Genomic DNA, 21,044 nt, shown 5'->3' on the forward strand with positions numbered 1-21,044 from the left:
CCACTCGGTAACATTCAGAAACCTCCTACGCGAAAAACCGATATTTATTTGGATCTCCTTCGATTTCAAGCACTCACAAAAAAGCCCCACCCGGCTCACACCGAATGGGGCTTTGTCTGACCAGCCCGTCTTACGCGACGTTCATGGTCTTGTGGGTCTCAATCAAATGCGCCACTACGCCCGGGTCCGCCAGGGTGGAAATATCGCCCAGCCCGTCGTACTCGGCCGTGGCAATCTTGCGCAGGATACGGCGCATGATTTTCCCCGAGCGCGTCTTCGGCAAGCCCGGTGCCCACTGGATCACGTCCGGCGAGGCAATCGGCCCGATTTCCTTGCGCACCCAGTTCTTCAGCTCCAGGCGCAGGGCTTCGCTGGGTTCTTCGCCATTCTTCAGGGTCACATACACATAGATGCCCTGGCCCTTGATGTCGTGCGGCACACCCACCACCGCCGCTTCGGCGACTTTAGGGTGGGCAACCATGGCGCTTTCGATCTCGGCAGTGCCCATGCGGTGGCCGGATACGTTCAACACGTCATCCACACGGCCGGTGATCCACCAGTAGCCATCTTCATCGCGACGGGCGCCGTCACCGGTGAAGTACATGCCACGGAAGGTCTTGAAGTACGTGTCGACAAAACGGTCATGGTCGCCGTACAGGGTACGGGCCTGGCCTGGCCACGAGTCGAGAATCACCAGGTTGCCTTCGGCGGCGCCTTCGATGATGTTGCCCAGGTTGTCCACCAGCGCCGGCACCACGCCGAAGAACGGCCGCGCGGCAGAACCCGGCTTGAGTGCATGGGCACCCGGCAGCGGGCTCATCAGGGTGGCGCCGGTTTCGGTCTGCCACCAGGTGTCGACGATCGGGCAACGGGATTGGCCGACGTTCTTGTAGTACCAGTCCCACGCTTCCGGGTTGATCGGCTCACCCACCGAGCCCAACAGGCGCAGGCTGCTGCCATCGACGCCTTCGCAGGCAGCGGTGCCGGACGCCATCATTGCGCGGATCGCGGTCGGGGCGGTGTAGAGGATATTGACCTTGTGCTTGTCGACGATCTTGCCCACCCGGGTAATGTCCGGGTAGTTCGGCACGCCTTCGAACAGCAAGGTGGTCGCGCCATTGGCCAGCGGGCCGTAGACAATATAGGTGTGGCCAGTGACCCAACCGACGTCGGCGGTGCACCAGTAGATTTCACCCGGGCGGTAGTCGAATACGCGCTCGTGGGTCAGGGCCGCATATAACAGGTAGCCGCCGGTGGTGTGCTGCACGCCTTTAGGCTTGCCGGTGGAACCGGAGGTGTAGAGGATGAACAGCGCTTCTTCGGCGCCCATCTCTTTTGGCGCACACACGGTGCCCGCCACTTTCATCAGGTCTTCGTACCAGATGTCGCGATGCTGGTTCCACTTGATCTGGCCATTGGTGCGCTTGCACACGATGACCTTCTGGATGCTGCTGGTTTCCGGGTTGGTCAGCGCGTCGTCGACGTTGGCCTTCAGCGGAATCTTCTTACCGGCGCGAATGCCTTCATCGGCAGTGATCACCACCTTCGACTTACAGTCGATGATGCGACCGGCCAGGGCCTCCGGCGAGAAACCGCCGAACACCACCGAATGGATCGCACCGATGCGGGTACACGCCAGCATGGCGACCACGGCTTCGGGAATCATCGGCATATAGATGGTCACCACGTCGCCGCGGTGCACATCCTGGCCACGCAGGGCGTTGGCGAACTTGCAGACTTCCTCGTGCAACTCGCGGTAGGTGATGGTGCGGCTCTCGGCCGGGTCATCGCCCTCCCAGATGATCGCCGCCTGGTCGCCGCGTTCGGCGAGGTGACGGTCCAGGCAGTTGTAGGAAACGTTCAGGGTGCCATCGGCGAACCACTTGATGTCGACATGGTGATCGTCGAAAGAGGTCTGCTTCACCGCGGTGAAAGGCTTGACCCAGTCAAGGCGCTTGGCTTGCTCGCGCCAGAAACCGTCGGGGTTGACCACCGACTGCTGGTACATGGCCTTGTAGGTTGCCTCGTCGGTCAGCGTGTTGGCTGCTACTTCGGGGCGAACGGGGTACAGGGAAGCCGCACTCATCTTTCTTACCTCGGTGACATAGTTGTTGTTGTATGACCCAGTTGTATCCGGGGTGGGCCTATAGAACCATTCGACGATGGTAGTAACAAGACCCTACAAAATGCCCTGCTATCCCCGTTTGCCGCTCTGGCCCGCAGCCTGCGGGGCTTTGCGGGTGGGTGAAAAAACCTTTACCACGGGATTGTTACAAAAACCGCCAACAGTCTTTATCAAAAGCACGGGTATATGAATATAACCCGCAGGCCTAGAATCACTTCCGCCAACCAAGGCATTGTGATTAACACAACAGTGATTAACAACGTAACAGCCCCCACGAAGGCACGTTAATCCGAACTAACCAATCCTAAGTTACACACGTGGCCTCACAAGGGCCCCGTGACCCCTTTCGCCCTGAAGAAGGTAAGTAAAGAAATGAAAGCTCTCGTAGTTATGGCCCTCAGCAGCTTGTGCGCAACCGCCGCCCTGGCCGACGAGGCCCCGACCGAGCTGGCCGGCCAGAACGCCCCGATTGTTGAGGACTACACCTATAGCACCAAGCTGGATGTGGCCAAAGTATTGTCCATGAGCACAATCCCGGAAGTTTGCGAAGTTGTGCCGGTAAAGATGGAATATGAAGACTCACAGGGTCAGCGTCATATTCTTAACTACCATGTAATGGGCAATGGCTGTTCGAACGGATAACAACTTAGTTAGTGTGATCTGCGCGTGATCTTATTTGCCGCAAGAAATCGTTCTTGCGGCGAGGCCCCCTCCCCTCGCTTGAATCGAATGCTACGATTGTGGCGTCGCTACCTTTCCTGTACGGCAGGATGCATTCATGCGAGCCAGTTTCGAGAAGATCCCCACCGAGGCCAATACCTCCTGGACCCTGCTGAACCGCAGGCTGCCGGAGGCGATCCCGTTTGAGTGGCATCACCATCCCGAATACGAACTGACCCTCACCCTCAATAGCCGCGGGCATCGCTATATCAGCAACGATGTGGCGCTCTACGACGACGGCGACCTGGTTCTGGTGGGCCCGAACGTGCCACACAGCTGGTCGTCTGCCGAACGTATTGACCCGACCCAGCCGCACGTCGCACTCGTCATCTGGTTTTCCGAAGCCTGGGCGGAATCGCTGGTGCGCCTGTTTCCCGAAATGGCCCCGACCCGCGCGTTGCTGGCCGCAGCCCAGCAGGCGCTAAGTTTCAGTGACAGCACCTCAAGGGTCCTGCGCCCCGTGATCGAAGCCATGGTCGAGCAGGATGCATCGCAGCGGCTGATCTCTTTGCTGACCGTGCTCAACCTGTTGTCACGAGACGTCGCCGCGCAGCGTATTGCGGTGGAAAACGCCGCGCCTCAGGTAATCGAAGACCCGCGCATACGTCGCGTGCTGGATTATCTGCATGCCCACTACGCCCAGCCCGTGGGCATTCCGCAATTGGCGCAGATGGCGTGCGTCAGCGTGTCGGCCCTCCATCGCATGTTTCGCAAACACACACGCTGCACGGCGCTGGACTACATCGTGCGCCTGCGCATCGGACATGCCTGTGCACTGCTGATGCAGGGCAACCTGGCGGTCAGTGCCATCGCCGAGCAGGTCGGCTATGTCTCCCAGGCGTTGTTCAATCGCCAGTTCAAAGCGCTAAAAGGTCTCACGCCTTCGCAATTTCGCGCCCAGCACGGGCATCACTTCCAGTAACCAAGCCGATTCTTCCATTCACGACGCAACAAACGCCACAATCGTACTGCTCAACGCGTCTAACCGGACTGCTGCCCAGGCAGCCCCGGTGATTCCATACCTGTATGCATAACAACAATACAGGCCACCCCATGAGTAATTATCACGCCTTCGAAAGTGCCGAGCTGCCGGACGACTACCGGCGCAACATCGTCAACATGAAGAAAACCCTGCGCGCGCAGATCGGCGATGTGAACGCCTTGTTTGCCGAGATCAGCGCTTTCATTGCCGATGAAATCGCCTCGATCAAAGCCCAGCAGGCGCTGAGCGGTTCGGCTTGGCCGGAACTGGATTTCGACACGATCGCCAACGGCCAAGTGACAGACGCGCAACGCGCCCTGATCAAGCGCAGGGGCTGCCTGGTGATCCGCAATCACTTCGCGCGCGAGCAAGTGCTGGGGTGGGACAAGAGCCTGCTGGACTACCTCGACAACAACCATTTCGACAGGGTGTATCGCGGCCCGGCTGACACCTTTTTCGGCAACCTCGACGCCTCCCGCCCGGAGATATTTCCGATCTACTGGTCCGACGCCCAGATGCAAGTGCGTCAGCACCCGCGCATGGGCGCTGCGCAATCCTTCCTCAACCGGTTGTGGACCACCCATTCCCAAGGCCAGCAATGGTTCGATCCGGACATCAACGCGCTGTACCCGGACCGCGTCCGCCGGCGCCCACCGGGCACCACATCCAAAGGCCTTGGCCCGCATACCGACTCCGGGGCGCTGGAACGCTGGCTGCATCCGGCCTACCTGAAGGTCTTCGACAAGATCTACCGCAATGACTTCCAGGCGTACGACCCATGGGATGCCGCGCATCGCACCGAGGTCGACGAATATGCCTACAAGGACACGGTGAAATGCTCGGCCTTCCGCACCTTCCAGGGCTGGACGGCACTGTGCGATATGCGTGCCGACCAGGGTGTGCTGCATACGCTGCCGATCCCCAAGGCCATGGCTTATATGCTTCTGCGCCCGCTGCTGGACGACGTGCCCGAGGATGAATTGTGCGGCGTGGCGCCCGGCAAAGTGCTGCCCATCTCAGAGAAATGGCACCCGTTGCTGGTACAGGGCATGACACCCATTCCGGACGTGCACGCCGGCGACTCGGTGTGGTGGCACTGCGACGTAATCCACAGCGTCGCCCCGGTGGAAAACCAGCAGGGCTGGGGCAATGTGATGTATGTCCCGGCCGCCCCCATGTGTCCGAAAAATCTGCGTTACGCCAAGGACGTGTTCAGGGCATTCGAGCAAGGTGTCTCGCCGGACGACTTCCCCCGGGAAGACTACGAGCAACAGTGGCAAGACCGCTTCACCCCTCGACAACTCAACAGCCTGGGCCGCAAAGGCCTGGGATTGGAATAAACACCGCTGCCCATAACAACAAAAAAAGGTATCCCCTATGAATCTCCTCAATCGCCTTGCCCTTGCAGTCTCTTTCGCCAGCCTCTGTACGCTCACCGCCCAGGCGGCTGAGAGCAAAGGCAGCGTCGAAGTCGTCCACTACTGGACGTCGGGCGGCGAAGCCAAATCAGCCGACGTGCTCAAGCAACTGATCGAAAAAGACGGCTTCACCTGGCAAAACAGCGCCGTCGCCGGTGGCGGTGGCGCGGCGGCCATGACCGTACTCAAGACTCGCGCAGTGTCCGGTAACCCACCCTCCGCCGCGCAGATCAAAGGGCCGGACATCCAGGAATGGGGCAAGCTGGGCCTGCTGACCAGCATCGACAACGTCGCCCAGGCCAACCACTGGGACACCCTGCTGCCGCCGAGCATCGCCGAGCTGATGAAATTCGACGGCCACTACGTTGCCGTGCCGCTGAATATCCACCGCATCAACTGGCTCTGGACCAACCCCGACGTGCTGCGCAAAGCCGGGGTCGCCCATGCCCCTACCACTCTGGAAGAACTCTACGCCGCCGGCGACAAGCTCAAGGCCGCCGGTTTTATCGCGATCGCCCACGGCGGCCAGCCATGGCAGGACACCACCGTATTCGAAGGCCTGGTACTGAGCATCCTTGGCGCCGATGGCTTCAAAAAGGCCTTTATCGACAACGACGAAGCCACCTTCACCGGTCCAAAAATGACCGAAGTGTTCGTCGCCCTGCGCAAACTGAAGACCTACATGGACCCCAACGGCACCGGCCAGGACTGGAACATGGAAACCGCCAAGGTCATCAACGGCCAGGCTGGCATGCAACTCATGGGCGACTGGGCCAAGAGCGAATGGAGCGCCGTCGGCAAAAAGGCCGGCGCCGACTATGAATGCGCGCCCTTCCCCGGCACTCAAGGCATCTATAGCTACACCATCGACTCACTGGCGATGTTCAAGCTGTCGAGCAAAAACGACACGCCCGGTAACAACGCCGCCCGCGACGACCTGGCCAAGATCGCCCTGGAGCCGCAATTCCAAACGGTGTTCAACCAGAACAAAGGCTCGATCCCGGTCATCAAGGGCCTCGACATGAGCCCATTCGACAGCTGCGCCCAAGCTTCCGCCAAGGATTTCGCCGAGGCGGAAAAGGCCGGCACGCTGGCGCCGAGCATGGCGTTCAACATGTCAACGTCCCAAGCCGTGCAGGGCGCGGTGTTTGATGTGGTAAGCAACTTCATGAGCAATAAAGATGCGGACCCGGCCAAGGCGGGTAAGCAGATGTTCGCCAGCATTAAAGCGGCGGCCCAGTAATCCGCTATCTAAACAACCGTCAAAGCCGCCACACTCCCCTGTGGCGAGCGGGCTTGCCCCGCGTCGGGCAGCGAAGCGGCCCCAAAATCAGGCGCTGAGTTCTCTCAGGAAAACCTCAGCGCCTTGACTGGGGCTGCTTGGCAGCCCAGCGCGGGCAAGCCCGCTAGCCACAACTGCCGCATACAAGCCACAAGGCGATTTCCCGACGACTGGACACCACCACTCGCCGCTAAAAAAATCCTCAAGCAGCAAACCCTTACAAACCAACACTCTGGCCGTAACCCCACGCATTTTGGCCGACCGCTGAGGCCATCCGCCGCAACACAAAGCCGAATTTTTCCCTATAATGCGCGGGTAAATCGGGCCTGCAATATCCCTTTACACCGGGATGAAGAGCCAGACCTTGAGCCTGCGCTGGAGCATGTACCTGTCGCTCCGCCCCTCAAGCCTCACGCAGAGCACCCGTTAGCCTATTCCGTTTAATGCGTGCGCTAGCTGCAACAAACGATTCCTTAAGATCCACCGCGGCCCGAGGGCCGTGTGAACACCCAACCATCCGGTTTCACACGGGCACCTTTGAGCCCTCACGCAGGAGACGACACGTCATGCTGAGCTGGGACGAATTCGACAAAGAAGAAGACGGCGAAGTAGCCACCAAAGGCGCCAACGCCGGCCATGCCACCGAAGCCAACATGGACCGCCTCGACGGTGCCGGCGCCGCCGCCGCCATCGAAGCCCGCGCCGTCACCGCCAGTGACTCCGCCGCCATCGTGCGCGCCAAGGCCGCCCTGGACAAACTCGACGTCGCCGAAGGCCTCGCCGAACTCGAAGGCGCCTCCGCCCGCGTCGCCGTTGACGAAAAGCGCATGATCAACTGCCGCGCCGACCTCAACCAACTCGTGCCCTTCAAGTACGACTGGGCCTGGCAGAAATACCTCGACGGCTGCGCCAACCACTGGATGCCGCAAGAGGTCAACATGACCGCCGACATCGCCCTGTGGAAAAACCCCGAAGGCCTGACCGACGACGAACGCCGCATCGTCATGCGCAACCTCGGCTTCTTCTCCACCGCCGACTCCCTGGTCGCCAACAACCTGGTCCTGGCCGTATACCGCCTGATCACCAACCCGGAGTGCCGCCAGTACATCCTGCGCCAGGCCTTCGAAGAAGCGATCCACACCCACGCCTACCAGTACTGCATCGAATCGTTGGCCATGGACGAAGGCGAGATCTTCAACATGTACCACGAGATCCCATCGGTGGCCAAAAAGGCAGCCTGGGGCCTGAAATACACCCGTTCGATCTCCGATCCAAAGTTCGAAACCGGCACCGTCGACACCGACAAGGAACTGCTGCGCAACCTGGTCGCTTACTACTGCGTACTGGAAGGCATCTTCTTCTACTGCGGCTTCACCCAGATCCTGTCCATGGGCCGCCGCAACAAAATGACCGGCGTCGCCGAGCAGTTCCAGTACATCCTGCGCGATGAGTCGATGCACCTGAACTTCGGTATCGATGTGATCAACCAGATCAAGATCGAAAACCCGCATTTGTGGGATGCCGAGATGAAGGAAGAAGCGACCCAGATGATCCTGCAGGGGACTCAGCTGGAGATTGAATATGCGCGGGATACCATGCCGCGTGGCGTGCTGGGGATGAACGCGGCGATGATGGAGGATTACCTCAAGTTCATCGCTAACCGTCGCCTGTCGCAGATTGGCTTGAAGGAAGAGTATCCAGGCACGACCAACCCGTTCCCATGGATGAGCGAGATCATGGACTTGAAGAAAGAGAAGAATTTCTTTGAGACTCGGGTTATTGAGTATCAGACCGGCGGTGCGCTGAGCTGGGATTAAAGTCAGTACCACCAAAGAGAGCTGCCCAAGGGCAGCTCTTTTTTTGCAAATAGTATTTAGAAGGTCACATCAGCAAATGGAACTGCTCTACGCCACGCTATTAATTATCACGATACTCGGAATGGCTGCCTGGATGTTTCTCGGTGGATTTGTCTTCAGAAATCCGTTCGTCCTCTACATCACAGGTTTTGTTCTAGCACTCGTGGGTGGATATCTTTCCTATAGTTTGCAAGAGATCGCTGCTAATGGCGAAGCGGCTAAATACTTTACTGACCTTAAACTAGCCGCCGCACTTGTCAGCTACACCATCGCCGCAGCCGGCGGTAGTTTGATTGCAAGCGGTATTTTGTTGAAAGCCCAACATATGGCCAAAGCAGACAAAATTTCTGCGAAGAGAGCAGTAAACATCGTTGCCAACAACATTGAAATGATCCATCAGCAGGCGCTACAGCTACGGGATAATCCCACGGCGCTGACAATCGCAAAGCAAGAAGAACAGCGTCTCGACCTGCGCTTGAGGTTATACGAACAACGAACAGCGCTGGACAAGGCCCTTGAACGACTGGAACAAATGGACTATCCGTAAGGTTTGCCATTTCTTGAAGTACATCACGTCAAGCACCTGGCCCAGAAGGGTTCGGATCGCATCACCAATGCTGTAGCCTTGTGCCCCAATTGCCATCAGCGTTGTCACCGGTCGAGTGACCGAGAGGCTTTCACCGAGGGGCTTTACGCCAAGGTCGGAAGATTGGCACGGGAGTAGACTCCTGCTGTCACACCTGATGCACGCTCAAAAAATACTAGATAGGACCGAGGCCAACCCGTGAACCCAGACATGCTCGAAGCCGGCCCCGTTGACGCCAAAGTACTCTCCGTCTTTGACTTCGACGGCACCCTGACCCACCACGACAGTTTCGTGCCCTTCCTCAAGTTTGCCTTTGGCACCGGCGAGTTTTATGGCCGGATGGTCAAGCTGGCGGTGCCTGGGCTGCGCTTTTTAGTGCGGCAGATCAGCCGGGATGAGTTGAAGGCGCAGTTGATCCGCACCTTTATGACCGGGGTGGAGAAGGCGTGGGTGCAGCAGAAGGCCGAGGAGTATTGCCAGCGCAATTGGGCACGGTTGATGCGCCCGGCCGGGGTGTTGTCGGTGGAGCAGGAGCTGGGCTCGGGGGCGGTGGTGACTCTGTGTTCGGCGTCGCCGGCGTTGGTGCTGCAGCCGTTTGCCGATCGGCTTGGGATCAAGTTGATTGGCACTGAGCTTGAGGTGGTCGACGGGGTGTTGACCGGCAAGCTCACCGGGAATAACTGCCGGTGTGAGAATAAGGTGCTAAGGCTGGAAGCGGTGTATGGCGATTTGGGCGAGTATCGGCTGCGGGCCTGGGGCGATACGCGTGGGGATCGGGAGTTGTTGGCGGCGGCACAGGATGCGCATTTTCGGCATTTTCATGCGAAGAAGAAAAAGCGGGCTCGGTTGCAGCGGTGATGCGGGTGGTGGGGGTTTTCAGGGAACGCTTTAAGCCGCTACCCAGTTCTCCACAATCAAGCCATTCACGCGCTTGAACTCACATTCATTGTTAGTCACCAAGACCAAGCCTGCGCTTCTAGCGTGCCCGGCGATATGGAGGTCATTTACACCGATAGGCGTGCCCTTTTTCTCCAGATCCGAACGAATCGAGCCGTAGTGAAAGGCGGCCTTGTCGTCGTAGTTAAGGACTTCGAGCCGGGAAGAAAAGTCTTCCACGGCTCGCGTATTTTTCTCAACGAGCTGACTCTTTTCTGCTCCATGCATCAGCTCTGCGAGGGTAATTGAAGAGATCACCATACGCCCTACGTTCGCGTTGAATTTTTCCAGTATTTCGATGGGCCGACGCTTGATGATGTAGATCACGATGTTGGTGTCAAGCATGTACTTAATCATCAAAAGACTCTCGCTCTTGCTGGGTTTGATCGGCGCGCTCTTCCATAAAATCATCAGATACCGATTCGCCTGCAAGGAAAAAGCTGTCCCAAGTGTTTTCAACCGGCGAAATGATCAGCTCGCGTCCCACAGCGCGGACCTCGACAGTTTTCACCCCCGCAGGAAAGCGCATGTCAGCAGGGATACGAATATTTTGCGTTCGATTGTTAGTGAAGATCGTTCCAGAAGACATAGAGAACACCTCTCTGGGTAGGGAAAGACTGGGAAGAATGATAGTTCGTGGATGCTCTATTGCAAAGCTCTATAGCAGTCATCCGACAGACGCCCGTCCTTAGCCCACAGGCATGGGGAGCTAGGATCAAGCGTTCGAACCGCTCTTGCTCATAGCCTCCAGCTACTTCCTGCTGCCATGAAAACGCTAACGCGCCCCTGAATTTGATAACAAATCCACTGTTCGCGTCGAAAACGATAACGGCCTGGAGGAAAAGGCGATGCGGGTGGAGAAGTTCGACAGGGAAACCGAGTCGATCCCATCGCAGCCTCGCTAAAGCTCGACACCTCCCACATTTGACCTTTTTCAGCCCGTTGATCTGTGTTCGGCGAGTGGTTTATGTGGTGGCTTTGAGATTTACGCCCAGGGCGGTGGCAAAGGCTTTTACCAGCGGGCTTCGGATAGCTTGGTGACTTGGTGCCTGGCGATGTTCGTGTTCACCTTGGGCGAGATGATCATCTACCCCTCGGAGTTCCTGTTTATCGACACCATTGCCCCGGATGCACTGCGCGGCAGTTACTACGGCGCGCAGAACCTTGCAGCGTTCGGCGGGGCAATGAGCCCGGTGATATGCGGGTATCTGCTGATCAACGCGGCGCCGGCCAGCATGTTCTATGCCTTGGGTACACTCACAGCGATAGGTGGGACCTTGTGCTTCCTGAGCGGACGCCGGGTTGCAGGTTCTAGCTGATATTTGCGCGGGTTCCCGCTATTAATAGCGAAACCTCTCACGGACCCGAGCCCCATGAAATTCGACACGGCCTACAGCCTGAGTCTCGATGACAAGCTGTCGATCTACGACGTAAGAGACCTGAATTTCGACGAAACCGCCGCCTACGATTCCGACCAGGACAGTTTCCTGTGCCCCAACGATGCCTGTCGTGCCGCCTTCGAAGCAGGCAATGTGCTGAGCACGTTCAACGCCAGGAACGTCAACTACCAACGCACCCCGCACTTCAAAAACACGCCGAGCACCCGGCATATCGACGGCTGCCGCTATGCCAGTCTCCACAAGGGTGCAGCAGGCGAAAGCGACGATGAGCGAGAGGATAATTTCCCATCGGAGTTTGTGCTGACACGTCGTACGTACGAGCGTAAAACCGCGGAGGTCGGCACCGAGGGGCTGGCCCTGCAAGATTCAGCGAAAACACTTTCAACCCGCAGCGGCGAATCTGTCAGTGCCAGCGACACCACCCCGGACAAAACCAGCGTGTTTGCCCACCCGGTGGAATGTTATGTGTCGAACCTCGACGACAAGGAAAAGCTGAAAAACATGCCGCTGAAAATCGGCGAGCACACCGCGACTTACGCGGCGTTTTTCAAGAAGATCGAATACCTGCAAGACAACAAGGGCCTGATCTATTGGGGCAAGGTCAAAGCGATCAAGGACTACACCAGCAGCTTTCGCATCGACTTCGAAAAGAAGGTGTGGCTCGACAAAAAGCCCTACTCGGTCAACGTCTACCTGAGCAAAAAGCTCATCGAGAACTACCGCAAGCGCAAGGCGTTCCTGGAGCAGATCAGGGCGGCGGCGGACAGTGAACGGGCGTTGTATTGTTTCTTCTACGGGGTCACACCGGAGCTGAAACACGTGCCCAGCAAGAAAAACCCCGAGCAGACGTTCGGGGTGTTCAGCGCGAATATCGAGAACCTCGATCACCTGATCATTCGTGAGGTGCCAGGGTTGGAATAGTGGGTCGATAAGCATCCAGTTGATGAGCGGTCAAAACAACTGTACAAAAACACAGTATAGTTTGTCCTCCCCCGTCGAACCCTGGAGAAACCCCATGTCCTCCCTGGCAATGAGCTCTTTCGTAGAACAGCAGATCGTCCTGCATCAATTCACCGCCAAACACAGCGTACAGGCCCGCGCGATGCTGGGCTGGAGCCGCGAGGAGCTGGCCCGCCAGGCGGGTGTGACGGTGGATGCCATCCAACAGTTCGAAAGCCAGGGCGACGTGGCTGATGAAGCCCGCCTGGCATTGGCGTTTCGGTTTGAGGCGCAGGGGCTGGTGTTTTTTCCGGGGTTTGCGCCGGGGTGGGGCATGAGTGTACGGCGGTTTGACACCGCCCCTGCCGAACCCGCAGCACAAAACATTATGTCGCGGTTGATGGGCTCAACAGCGGCATCAATTGATTCACCAGCGCCCCAACCGAATGGTGCGTAGAGTCCAAGCGGATCACCGGACAGGTCAGTGCCGCCAACCAGGTTTCATGCCGACGCAGGCTGCGTAGGCTGTGGTTGCCGTTGTCGTAACGAGCGGCCCAGGCCAGGAAGGCGACGCTGTTCTCGTGGCGACTGCCACCTTCCAGGATTTCATCACCGTAGCGTTGCACTTCCCTCAGGCGCAGGCGGTGCAGGCGCACGTGCGGGTCGAGGCGCAGGAACACCACGTGGGTGAACTGCGCGATCATCGGGTCGCCCCAGCCGCACAGTGAACCGGACAGCACCCAGCCTTCCAGGCCCGCAGTCTGCTCCTGCAGCAGGCGAATGCGTTCATCCTTGGGCCGGGCAACGGTGAAGGGGGCGTCGGTTTGCTGCCAGTAGAAATCGTCAGTGTCGAAGTAAGCGACGTTCAGACTCTCTGCCAAGGCCCTGCCCAGGGTGGTAGTGCCCGCCCCCGCAGCACCGAGGATATGAATTCGATAGGCCATGGCGTCCCTCCATCGCATTGAGTGTATCTTTTGAAGGCGTCAGCCCTTGCGTTTGTAAACGCCAACGCCCAACAACCGTCTATTGTTCAACGCCCGGTCCTGGAACCTGCCTTCGCGGCTTGCTCGTAGCCATGGGCTACGGCAAGCAGTGTGGGTTCGGTCCAGCGGGCACCAAAGAAGTATGCACTGGCCGGCATGCCGTGCTCGTCTTTGCCGGAAGGTACCGAGATCCCCGGATAACCGGCCACTGCGACTGCAAAATAGCTGTTCGTTTCAAAGTCTGACACCACGGCATCGAGCTTTTCACCGTCAATCAGCTCATCCACTGTGCTGCGAAAATCCTGGATAAGTGCATCCCATAGCGGCTTGCGCTCCTCGGATGTCAGGGTGGATGCGTCGATTTCCTTGAGCAGCGGCTGGTGGTCGGTGTCGCTGCCATCGCGTTTTTCATTGAACGCGATCAACTCGGAAACTGACTTGACCGGCAGCCCACCGCGCTTGTCCAAGTAATCATTCAACTCACTCTTCACATCAGCAAACAATAGTTCGCCATAGCGTGATGCATCCGCCAGCCGCATGTTTACCGGTACGAGTACTGCACCTTGTGCGCGAAGCACATCAAGGGTTTTTTGAAACTGAGGGCTATTGTCCACCGGCAGGTTTTCACCATTCACGGAAAAGGTTGCGGGATAACCAATACGTTTATCCTTCAAGGCGCCAGGCTTGAGCAACGCGGTGTAGTCAATGCCTTGGGGGGCATCCACATTGGCTGAATCCTGAGGGTCGCTGCCCGACATGGCGTTGAGCAACAACGCGGCATCAAACACCGAACGCGTCATGGGCCCCGGCGTGTCCTGTCGATGGCTGGCAGGAATGATGCCGCTGCGGCTCAGCACGCCCACGCTCGGCTTGAATCCGACCACCCCGTTAAACGCCGCCGGGACCACGATCGAACCATTGGTTTCGGTGCCGACGGCCAAGGGCGCCAAACCAGCCGCGACCGCTACAGCCGAGCCCGAGCTTGACCCACCCACCTCTGCGTCCGCTTGATGCGGGTTGAGCGTTTGCCCGCCCCGCTGGCTGAAACCGTCGGGGCTGCCGCGAAAGCCGGCCAGTTCGGTCAGGTTGGTTTTGCCCAGGATCACTGCGCCTTGCTGGCGCAGGCGTTCGACGATAAACGCGTCCTTGATCGCCGCAGCCCCCACCAACCCAAAGGCGCCTGCGCTGGTTTGCTGGGAGTCGCCCGTCTCGATATTGTCCTTGAGGAGCACGGGAATGCCATGCAGCGGTCCTCGGACCTTGCCGCTGGCGCGCTCGCGATCCAGCTCGCGAGCAATCTCCAGCGCCTGGGGGTTGAGCTCGATGATGGCGTTTAATCCAGGGTCGCGTTTGCGAATGCGCTCCTGCAGGAAAGTGACCAGATCTTCCGACGTGAGCCCGCCTGGCCTGGCCATTTGTTCACTGAGCGCGCGAACACTGGCCCATTCCGTTCCCGGCGGTACCGGTTTGGAGGTATCGGCTGTCAACGGCAACCCCATCCAAGACGCCGCATGGCTGACAAACGAATTCACACCATATCCAATTCCAAACATGAACCACCTCGGGAGAAGAGTAAGAAATGACGAAGGACCATCATTGAGCCGTGCGCCAGTCTAAAAACTTCCCTCTCCCCATCCTGCCTGATGCAGGCAGTTCAACCCGTGGGATTGTTCAACACACTCGGTAGCCCATGCTGTGCATTTTCCAGGCAACAAGCATTGCGATAACCCTGCGCCAGCGCCGCCAACGATTCCTTCGACCATCGTGCACCGTAGAGCCACAACGTCCCACCGCCATCGAGAGCCTCGCCAAACCTCGGGTAACCACTCCAGCACGCGCCATGGAATGCAGCACTTTGGCTGTCCGACACGAGAGCATCCAGCCGGTACTCATTTACAAGTTCATCGATTTCATTATGCGTGTGCAGGTTGAACGTGAGGGTGCCGTCGACCCGTTGCGCCGGCACCGGCATCAGTTGCGCCCCGGCCCGGCGCAAAACGTCCAGCGCCCGTATGAAAGGCGCACGGTGTTGAATCGGTTCGTGACCATCGCCACGCCCATATCGGTCGGCATACCCCACGCGCCTGCCGGCCAACACTTGCATGGCGGTAAAGGGACTGTTGTTCTGCACCAGCGGAACCTCCACCATCACCTGGCCCTCTGGTTCGATACCGCTTAAGGCAATCAGCATCAATGAGGGATCACGCATGGGTCTGATGGGAAGTGCCGGTACGTTATACCCGGGGATCAGGACGCCACCATTGGGGTGGGTTTGAGGGTGGGGATCGACATCAAACGCGATACTGCGGGGGGGCGCTTGATCGGTGGAAGGGCGGGGGCATGAAGGCGCCGAATAGGTCATATCCAAAAGCGCAGACAACGGCTGGCCCACTTGGCAAACCGCATCCCCTCGCAAAAACTTTCTGCATTGGCTGTCCATCGGAACGCCTCCCCTGAAATCATTTTCCGGGAATCATCGCATTCTTCTGCGGAGCCTGTCGCAGGCCCGAAACAGCTTGAAAACTCCTTTTCCATTACCTCTGCGCCCTCAGCCCACAAGGTGCTCTTGTGCACCTTGGGTTTCCACTTCCAGCCACCATGCATATCCACGCTCCGGCTGGTTCAAGCTGAACGCCTGGCCCATCGGCGGTGTGGTAATCGACACATTGCGCTCCCACGCCAGTGCCATGATGCGGTCGAAAGGTTCATGCCAGGCATGGAACGCCAGGTCGAAAGTGCCGTTGTGGATCGGCAGCAGCCAACGGCCCCTGAGGTCGATATGCGCTTGCAGGGTTTGCTCCGGCTGCATGTGCACATGGGGCCAGTCGACGTTGTAAGCACCGGTTTCCATCAACGTCAGATCGAACGGGCCGTACTGTTCGCCGATGCGTTTGAAGCCGTCGAAATAGCCGGTGTCGCCGCTGAAAAAGATGCGGCGCGTGCCGTCGATCATCACCCAGGAACACCAGAGGGTCTGGTTGGCATCAAACAGGCCGCGCCCGGAAAAGTGCTGCGCCGGCGTGGCGACAAAGCGAATGCCATCCACCTCGGTGCCTTGCCACCAATCCAGCTGCCGCACTTTGCTGGCGTCGACACCCCACTTGACCAGGATGTCGCCCACGCCCAGCGGCGCGAGAAAGTAACGGGTCTTGTCGGCCAGTTGGACCACAGCCTTATGGTCAAGATGGTCGTAGTGGTTGTGGGAAAGAATCACCGCCTCCAGGGGCGGCAGCTCTTCAAGACGGATAGGCGGCTGGTGGAAACGCTTGGGGCCAGCCCAACTGAATGGCGAGGCACGCTCGGCGAACACCGGGTCGGTCAGCCAGAACTTGCCGCGCATTTTCAGCAACACGGTGGAATGCCCCAGGCGGAACACGCTGTGATCAGGCGCCGCCAACAATTGCTCGCGGGTCAGCGGTTGCACCGGGATCTGCCCCACCGGCCGCGTGCTGCGTGGCTTGTTAAACAGCATGTTCCAGAAGATACGCAAGGTCTTGCCAAAGCCACCGTGTTGCACGGGGGCCTCGTTGCTGAAGCGCCCCAGGTCCTGCTCGGCAGGCTTGGGCGCCGCAGGTGGAGACTTGAGGCGGGTTGAGATGGTGGCCATTACAGAGTGACTCCTACGGTCCGCTCATAAGTTACACTGCACAGTGTAGTTTCAAGATTGCAACAAAATCCGAAGCAAGTAAACTACCCAGTGTAATTTACCCTCAAGAGCCGAACGCCACCCATGACTGCCCCTCAACGCCTCACCGACCGCAAACGCCAAGCCATCGTGGCAGCGGCCATCGCTGAGTTTCGCGATAACGGCTTCGAGGTCACCAGCATGGACAAGGTCGCCGCCACCGCTGGGGTGTCCAAGCGCACGGTGTATAACCATTTCGCCAGCAAGGAAGAACTGTTCGCCGAAATCCTTCACCAGCTCTGGGCCAGCAGCGCCGCCCAACTCGACGTCAGCTACACCAGCGAGCGCCCGCTGCGCGAACAATTGCGCGGGTTGCTGGAAGCCAAGATGAAGATGATGTCGGACACCAACTTCCTCGATCTGGCCCGGGTAGCCATCGCCGCCACCATCCACTCACCGGAACGCGCGCAAGACATGGTCACCCGCCTGAGCCAGCGCGAAGAAGGTTTTACCCAGTGGGTACGCGCCGCCCAGGAAGACGGCCGCCTCTCCTGCACCGACCCGGCGTTTGCCGCCCACCAGATCCAAAGCCTGCTCAAGGCCTTCGCGTTCTGGCCGCAGATCACGTTGGGCCAGCCGACCCTGGATGCCGCCCACCAGGCGCGCGTCATTGAGTCGGCCATTGACCTGTTCCTGGCCGGCTATGAAGTCAGCGCCCCCCGCCCCGAGTAAAAACCATTGCAGGAGCGACATTCCTGGTCGCTTTTGACGCATTCGCCCTCTGTTTTGCGCAAATGGCCTGGAAGGCCACTGATTATTCCTATGGGAATAACTGACAATATTCACAGGCCTTATGCGATCAACGGTCGATCCGGTGACCGCGCGCCGCGGTAAATGTGGAAAACAGCTGAACCAGGAATTTATGGAAAACAGACGAGGCAAAGGGCTCTCATTTGCCCGGCGTATCTACCAGCCAAGGATCATCGGCCTGGGTGTCGGCAGCATCAGCGTTACCGGCGCCCTGTACCCGCTCGCCATGCCGGGCTGGGTCTGGGCATTACTGCTGTTCAATGGGTTTGCCTGGGCGCACCTGGCGTACCAGCTGTCCACCCGCTCGCCATTCCCTTACCAGGCTGAACAGCGCAACTTTCTGTATGACTCGGTACTCGGCGGGTTCTGGGCGGCGGCCACGCAGTTCACGCCGCTGACAGCCGTGACCATCCTGTCGATGATGACCATGAACAACGTCGCCGCCGGCGGCCGGCGCCTGTTCCTGCGTGGACTGCTCGCCCAGGGGCTGGGGATCGGCGTGGCGTGGGCGCTGTTCGGCATCCAGTTCAACCCCGACGTCAGCCTGCTGCAGGTCTACTCCTGCCTGCCGATGCTGACCCTCTACCCCATGGCCATCGGCATGGTCTGTTATCAACTGGCGATCAAGCTCTCGGAACATAAACGCGCCCTCAGTGCCCTGAGCCGCACCGACAGCCTCACCGGCCTGCTCAACCACGGCTCGTGGAAAGACCTGCTGCACCTCAAGTTCCACAAGTGCCAGCAGCAGCAAAGCCACGCCACCATCGCATTGATCGATATTGACCACTTCAAGCGGATCAACGATACCCACGGCCATATCGTCGGCGACACGGTGCTGCGGCAACTGAGCCTGGAACTGCGGCGCAACCTGCGGGAAAACGACCTGGCCGGACGTTACGGTGGCGATGAGTTCTGTGTGATTCTTCCGCAAATGCCTCTGGAGCAAGCGGCGCAGATCATGGAGCAGATGCGCGAAACATTCGGCAACTACCGCACCCCGCACATACCGGAATTGCGCGTCAGCCTGAGCATCGGCCTGGCGGACTTCCAGCCGCGCTTCACCGACGCAGCCATGTGGCTGAACGCGGCGGACCGGGCACTTTATGCCGCCAAGGACACCGGGCGTAATCGAGTCAGTGTCAACGACGACCGGATAGCCTGTTCCGCCTGACGTTGTCCTGCGACACAGGTCTGAATCCTCCGTGCAGCCCCGCACTAGATAGCATAATGCCTCCATTGGTCGCCTACCCAAAAATGGTCCTGCCCATGGGGCGAACTTCTTGTCAGGCTGATGACTCTTAACCCGTTGTTCCACCCCCCGCTGTCAGCACAAGGGAGCTGACAATGAGCAGGTCAACCGTAGGGCAAATGCCTTACGGAGGCAGGCGCCTATACATGGATCCTCCCAGACGCGTGCTTGCCCGAGCCCCCGAATATGCTATTCAACGCCCATAAGAAAACCATTGATTCCCTGCAACACACCGTGGCTCACCAGGCCAGCCTGCTGGACGCCATCGAACGCTCCATGGCGGTGATCGAATTTGATCCGCAAGGCCTCGTGCTGCGGGCCAATGACAACTTCCTCAGTACCCTGGGCTACCGCGCCGAACAGATCGAAGGCCAATCCCACCGGATGTTCTGCACGCCCGCCTTCGCCCGCAGCGCCGAGTACCAGCAACTCTGGGCCAACCTGCAAAAGGGTCAGTTCCAATCAGGTACCTTCGAACGGGTGGGCGGCAATGGTCGGTCGGTGTGGCTGGAAGCCAGCTACACCCCGGTGCGTGATAACGCGGGCCGTGTGATCAAAGTGGTCAAGTACGCCCTGGACGTTACCCCGCGCCTGCAGGCCGAAAGCGAGGCCAACGCCAAGTTGGAAGCCATCGGCCGGGCCATGGCCGTCATCGAGTTCAACCTCGACGGCACGATCATCACCGCCAACGCCAACTTCCTGCAGCGCATGGGCTACAGCCTGGCGCAGATCCAGGGCCAGCATCATCGTCTGTTCTGCACCCCAGAGACCGCCGCGAGCTCAGCCTACAGCGAGTTCTGGCGACGCCTGAACCAGGGTGAATTGTTCAGCGGCCAGTTCGAGCGCGTGGATAAAAACGGCCGGCCCGTTTGGCTCGAAGCCAGCTACAACCCGGTGTACGACGCCAGCGGACGCCTGCGCAAAGTGGTGAAGTTCGCCTCGGACATCACCGCGCGCGTGCAACAACATGCCGCTGACGCGCAGAGCGCCGCCCAGGCCTATCACCTGTCGCTGCACACCCAGGACATGGCAGAAAAAGGCGCCGACGTGATCCAGAAAACAGCCAGCGGCATGCGTGAAATTTCCTCGGACATCGACAACTCCTCGCAACTGATCGCCAAGCTGGGCGAGCGCTCGCAGCAGATCACCACCATCGTCAACACCATTCGCGGTATTGCCGAACAAACCAACCTGCTGGCACTCAATGCCGCTATCGAAGCGGCGCGCGCGGGTGAACAAGGCCGTGGTTTTGCCGTGGTGGCCGATGAAGTGCGGCAGTTGGCGGCGCGCACCAGCGGGTCCACCACGGAGATTTCCAGCATGATCGCGGTGATCCAGGCTGAAACCCGCCAAGCCATCGACAGCATGGACGCGACCCGCGACCGCGCCGCCCAGGGCGTGGAGTTGGCCGACCAGGCCGGTACGGTGATGCTGCAGATTCGCGAAGGCACCAGCGAGGCGGTGCACGCGGTGAGTGCGTTTGCCAATGAGCGGGGTGCCCACTAAGTAGGCCACGGGTTATTCATGTGTAAGACAGGTCGCCAGGACTATAGTGATTCACTGTCTTAACGTTGATGACCCGAGCCGACCATGACCCCCGACAAGCCCGAAACCGCCCCCGTCGATCACCTGCGTTTTCACCGCCGCCACGCCCACCTGGCGCCGACCTTCGGCAACGATACCTTTGCCCTCAAGGCCGAGGCCTTTGCGCGCTTCTTTGGTACACCGACCTTCCTCGGTGCGCAAACCGCGATCGTGATCTTGTGGGTGGCGCTGAACGTGACCGGCATTACCCACTTCGACGTGTACCCGTTCATCCTCCTCAACCTGGCCTTCAGCCTGCAATCCGCCTATGCCGCGCCGCTGATCCTGCTGGCCCAGACGCGCCAGGCGGCCCGCGACAAAGCCCAGTCCGACGCCGACGCGCAACACCGTGAAGCCCTGGCCATCGCCAATACCGAACGCCAGGCCCAGGCCGCGCAAACCACCAGACAGTTGCTCGAATTGCTGGAGCAAAACACCCGGCTGACGGAAATGACCAAGCAACTGACCGAACACATCGAAACCCTGACGTGCGAAATGCATGAGCATTACGTGCGAAAACCTCAATAACAACGCGAATGCCATGTGGGA

General features: G+C 59.1%; 19 protein-coding genes and 4 pseudogenes. 16 read left to right on the plus strand and 7 right to left on the minus strand.

Features of this window, described 5'->3' with window-relative positions:
- Nucleotides 1-130 precede the first annotated feature (130 nt).
- The gene (acs, locus tag AC07OP_RS07385) at nt 131-2,086 is read right to left on the minus strand and encodes an acetate--CoA ligase (protein ID WP_027607760.1); all 1,956 of its coding nucleotides are present in this window, start codon (nt 2,084-2,086) and stop codon (nt 131-133) included.
- 411 nt (nt 2,087-2,497) lie between these two features.
- Here acs and AC07OP_RS07390 point away from each other — a divergent pair, with 411 nt between their 5' ends.
- The 8 genes and pseudogenes from AC07OP_RS07390 (at nt 2,498) to AC07OP_RS07425 (ending at nt 9,827) form a co-directional block, all read left to right on the plus strand.
- Nucleotides 2,498-2,767, plus strand: a complete 270-nt coding sequence (locus tag AC07OP_RS07390; RefSeq protein ID WP_027607759.1) for a DUF2790 domain-containing protein — start codon at nt 2,498-2,500, stop codon at nt 2,765-2,767.
- Nucleotides 2,768-2,903: 136 nt separating this feature from the next.
- Complete coding sequence (locus tag AC07OP_RS07395; protein WP_065909199.1) at nt 2,904-3,767, plus strand: helix-turn-helix domain-containing protein; 864 nt, start codon at nt 2,904-2,906, stop codon at nt 3,765-3,767.
- Nucleotides 3,768-3,898: 131 nt separating this feature from the next.
- Nucleotides 3,899-5,167: a DUF1479 domain-containing protein gene (locus AC07OP_RS07400; RefSeq protein ID WP_495100570.1), complete on the plus strand. Its 1,269-nt coding sequence runs from the start codon at nt 3,899-3,901 to the stop codon at nt 5,165-5,167.
- Between the two features lie 37 nt (nt 5,168-5,204).
- Nucleotides 5,205-6,488: an ABC transporter substrate-binding protein gene (locus AC07OP_RS07405; protein ID WP_495100569.1), complete on the plus strand. Its 1,284-nt coding sequence runs from the start codon at nt 5,205-5,207 to the stop codon at nt 6,486-6,488.
- Nucleotides 6,489-7,093: 605 nt separating this feature from the next.
- Nucleotides 7,094-8,344 carry a ribonucleotide-diphosphate reductase subunit beta gene (locus tag AC07OP_RS07410; protein WP_024077017.1) on the plus strand — a complete coding sequence of 417 codons (1,251 nt, stop codon included), beginning with the start codon at nt 7,094-7,096 and terminating at the stop codon, nt 8,342-8,344.
- 76 nt (nt 8,345-8,420) lie between these two features.
- Complete coding sequence (locus AC07OP_RS07415; RefSeq protein WP_092488876.1) at nt 8,421-8,930, plus strand: hypothetical protein; 510 nt, start codon at nt 8,421-8,423, stop codon at nt 8,928-8,930.
- Nucleotides 8,931-9,107 (plus strand): annotated as a pseudogene (locus AC07OP_RS07420) (HNH endonuclease); the annotation flags it as partial.
- A gap of 72 nt (nt 9,108-9,179) precedes the next feature.
- Nucleotides 9,180-9,827, plus strand: a complete 648-nt coding sequence (locus tag AC07OP_RS07425) for an HAD-IB family hydrolase (protein WP_053140030.1) — start codon at nt 9,180-9,182, stop codon at nt 9,825-9,827.
- 30 nt (nt 9,828-9,857) lie between these two features.
- On the opposite strand, the gene vapC is transcribed toward AC07OP_RS07425, so the two are convergent.
- Both vapC and vapB read right to left on the minus strand, forming a co-directional pair.
- Complete coding sequence (vapC, locus tag AC07OP_RS07430) at nt 9,858-10,262, minus strand: type II toxin-antitoxin system tRNA(fMet)-specific endonuclease VapC (protein ID WP_495100568.1); 405 nt, start codon at nt 10,260-10,262, stop codon at nt 9,858-9,860.
- Nucleotides 10,255-10,494 carry a type II toxin-antitoxin system VapB family antitoxin gene (gene vapB, locus AC07OP_RS07435; protein ID WP_115487096.1) on the minus strand — a complete coding sequence of 80 codons (240 nt, stop codon included), beginning with the start codon at nt 10,492-10,494 and terminating at the stop codon, nt 10,255-10,257. Before vapB ends, vapC begins: the two co-directional genes overlap by 8 nt.
- Nucleotides 10,495-10,930: 436 nt before the next feature.
- Here vapB and AC07OP_RS07440 point away from each other — a divergent pair.
- From AC07OP_RS07440 to AC07OP_RS07450, 3 genes and pseudogenes are all read left to right on the plus strand, one after another.
- Nucleotides 10,931-11,224, plus strand: a pseudogene (locus AC07OP_RS07440) (MFS transporter); the annotation flags it as partial.
- Between the two features lie 54 nt (nt 11,225-11,278).
- A complete protein-coding gene (locus AC07OP_RS07445) occupies nt 11,279-12,226 on the plus strand; it encodes a hypothetical protein (protein WP_495100567.1) in 948 nt (315 codons plus the stop codon).
- 94 nt (nt 12,227-12,320) lie between these two features.
- Nucleotides 12,321-12,701 (plus strand): helix-turn-helix domain-containing protein, encoded by a 381-nt coding sequence (locus tag AC07OP_RS07450; RefSeq protein ID WP_115487098.1) that lies wholly within the window; start codon nt 12,321-12,323, stop codon nt 12,699-12,701.
- Here the strand turns inward: AC07OP_RS07450 and AC07OP_RS07455 are convergent.
- From AC07OP_RS07455 to AC07OP_RS07470, 4 genes are all read right to left on the minus strand, one after another.
- A complete protein-coding gene (locus AC07OP_RS07455) occupies nt 12,631-13,188 on the minus strand; it encodes an AAA family ATPase (RefSeq protein ID WP_495100566.1) in 558 nt (185 codons plus the stop codon). The genes AC07OP_RS07450 and AC07OP_RS07455 overlap by 71 nt on opposite strands.
- A gap of 86 nt (nt 13,189-13,274) precedes the next feature.
- Nucleotides 13,275-14,780, minus strand: coding sequence for an amidase family protein (locus AC07OP_RS07460; protein ID WP_495100565.1), 1,506 nt, complete (start codon nt 14,778-14,780; stop codon nt 13,275-13,277).
- Between the two features lie 101 nt (nt 14,781-14,881).
- On the minus strand, nt 14,882-15,667 hold the full coding sequence (locus AC07OP_RS07465) for a hypothetical protein (protein WP_495100564.1): 786 nt from the start codon (nt 15,665-15,667) through the stop codon (nt 14,882-14,884).
- 108 nt (nt 15,668-15,775) lie between these two features.
- The gene (locus tag AC07OP_RS07470) at nt 15,776-16,834 is read right to left on the minus strand and encodes an MBL fold metallo-hydrolase (RefSeq protein ID WP_092488881.1); all 1,059 of its coding nucleotides are present in this window, start codon (nt 16,832-16,834) and stop codon (nt 15,776-15,778) included.
- A gap of 123 nt (nt 16,835-16,957) precedes the next feature.
- Here AC07OP_RS07470 and AC07OP_RS07475 point away from each other — a divergent pair, with 123 nt between their 5' ends.
- The 5 genes and pseudogenes from AC07OP_RS07475 (at nt 16,958) to AC07OP_RS07495 (ending at nt 21,023) form a co-directional block, all read left to right on the plus strand.
- A complete protein-coding gene (locus tag AC07OP_RS07475) occupies nt 16,958-17,584 on the plus strand; it encodes a TetR/AcrR family transcriptional regulator (RefSeq protein ID WP_115487102.1) in 627 nt (208 codons plus the stop codon).
- Between the two features lie 190 nt (nt 17,585-17,774).
- Entirely contained in the window at nt 17,775-18,833 is a 1,059-nt protein-coding gene (locus AC07OP_RS07480) for a diguanylate cyclase (RefSeq protein WP_092488883.1), read from the plus strand.
- A gap of 264 nt (nt 18,834-19,097) precedes the next feature.
- Nucleotides 19,098-19,868, plus strand: a pseudogene (locus AC07OP_RS07485) (PAS domain-containing protein); the annotation flags it as partial.
- 111 nt (nt 19,869-19,979) lie between these two features.
- A pseudogene (locus AC07OP_RS07490) lies at nt 19,980-20,417 on the plus strand (methyl-accepting chemotaxis protein); the annotation flags it as partial.
- A gap of 84 nt (nt 20,418-20,501) precedes the next feature.
- A complete protein-coding gene (locus tag AC07OP_RS07495; protein WP_092358450.1) occupies nt 20,502-21,023 on the plus strand; it encodes a DUF1003 domain-containing protein in 522 nt (173 codons plus the stop codon).
- The last annotated feature ends 21 nt before the right edge of the window (nt 21,024-21,044 follow it).

The organism is Pseudomonas sp. GW821-FHT09D08, assembly GCF_059416305.1.

What these genes read in the sequence shown, in the direction of transcription:
- AC07OP_RS07495 (WP_092358450.1), top strand. Translation starts at nt 20,502, where the DNA reads ATGACCCCCGACAAGCCCGAAACCGCCCCCGTCGATCACCTGCGTTTT.
- acs (WP_027607760.1), bottom strand. Translation starts at nt 2,086, where the DNA reads ATGAGTGCGGCTTCCCTGTACCCCGTTCGCCCCGAAGTAGCAGCCAAC.
- AC07OP_RS07395 (WP_065909199.1), top strand. Translation starts at nt 2,904, where the DNA reads ATGCGAGCCAGTTTCGAGAAGATCCCCACCGAGGCCAATACCTCCTGG.
- AC07OP_RS07425 (WP_053140030.1), top strand. Translation starts at nt 9,180, where the DNA reads ATGCTCGAAGCCGGCCCCGTTGACGCCAAAGTACTCTCCGTCTTTGAC.
- AC07OP_RS07465 (WP_495100564.1), bottom strand. Translation starts at nt 15,667, where the DNA reads ATGGACAGCCAATGCAGAAAGTTTTTGCGAGGGGATGCGGTTTGCCAA.
- AC07OP_RS07390 (WP_027607759.1), top strand. Translation starts at nt 2,498, where the DNA reads ATGAAAGCTCTCGTAGTTATGGCCCTCAGCAGCTTGTGCGCAACCGCC.
- vapC (WP_495100568.1), bottom strand. Translation starts at nt 10,262, where the DNA reads ATGATTAAGTACATGCTTGACACCAACATCGTGATCTACATCATCAAG.
- AC07OP_RS07445 (WP_495100567.1), top strand. Translation starts at nt 11,279, where the DNA reads ATGAAATTCGACACGGCCTACAGCCTGAGTCTCGATGACAAGCTGTCG.
- AC07OP_RS07415 (WP_092488876.1), top strand. Translation starts at nt 8,421, where the DNA reads ATGGAACTGCTCTACGCCACGCTATTAATTATCACGATACTCGGAATG.
- AC07OP_RS07470 (WP_092488881.1), bottom strand. Translation starts at nt 16,834, where the DNA reads ATGGCCACCATCTCAACCCGCCTCAAGTCTCCACCTGCGGCGCCCAAG.
- AC07OP_RS07400 (WP_495100570.1), top strand. Translation starts at nt 3,899, where the DNA reads ATGAGTAATTATCACGCCTTCGAAAGTGCCGAGCTGCCGGACGACTAC.
- AC07OP_RS07460 (WP_495100565.1), bottom strand. Translation starts at nt 14,780, where the DNA reads ATGTTTGGAATTGGATATGGTGTGAATTCGTTTGTCAGCCATGCGGCG.
- AC07OP_RS07480 (WP_092488883.1), top strand. Translation starts at nt 17,775, where the DNA reads ATGGAAAACAGACGAGGCAAAGGGCTCTCATTTGCCCGGCGTATCTAC.
- vapB (WP_115487096.1), bottom strand. Translation starts at nt 10,494, where the DNA reads ATGTCTTCTGGAACGATCTTCACTAACAATCGAACGCAAAATATTCGT.
- AC07OP_RS07405 (WP_495100569.1), top strand. Translation starts at nt 5,205, where the DNA reads ATGAATCTCCTCAATCGCCTTGCCCTTGCAGTCTCTTTCGCCAGCCTC.
- AC07OP_RS07450 (WP_115487098.1), top strand. Translation starts at nt 12,321, where the DNA reads ATGTCCTCCCTGGCAATGAGCTCTTTCGTAGAACAGCAGATCGTCCTG.
- AC07OP_RS07410 (WP_024077017.1), top strand. Translation starts at nt 7,094, where the DNA reads ATGCTGAGCTGGGACGAATTCGACAAAGAAGAAGACGGCGAAGTAGCC.
- AC07OP_RS07475 (WP_115487102.1), top strand. Translation starts at nt 16,958, where the DNA reads ATGACTGCCCCTCAACGCCTCACCGACCGCAAACGCCAAGCCATCGTG.
- AC07OP_RS07455 (WP_495100566.1), bottom strand. Translation starts at nt 13,188, where the DNA reads ATGGCCTATCGAATTCATATCCTCGGTGCTGCGGGGGCGGGCACTACC.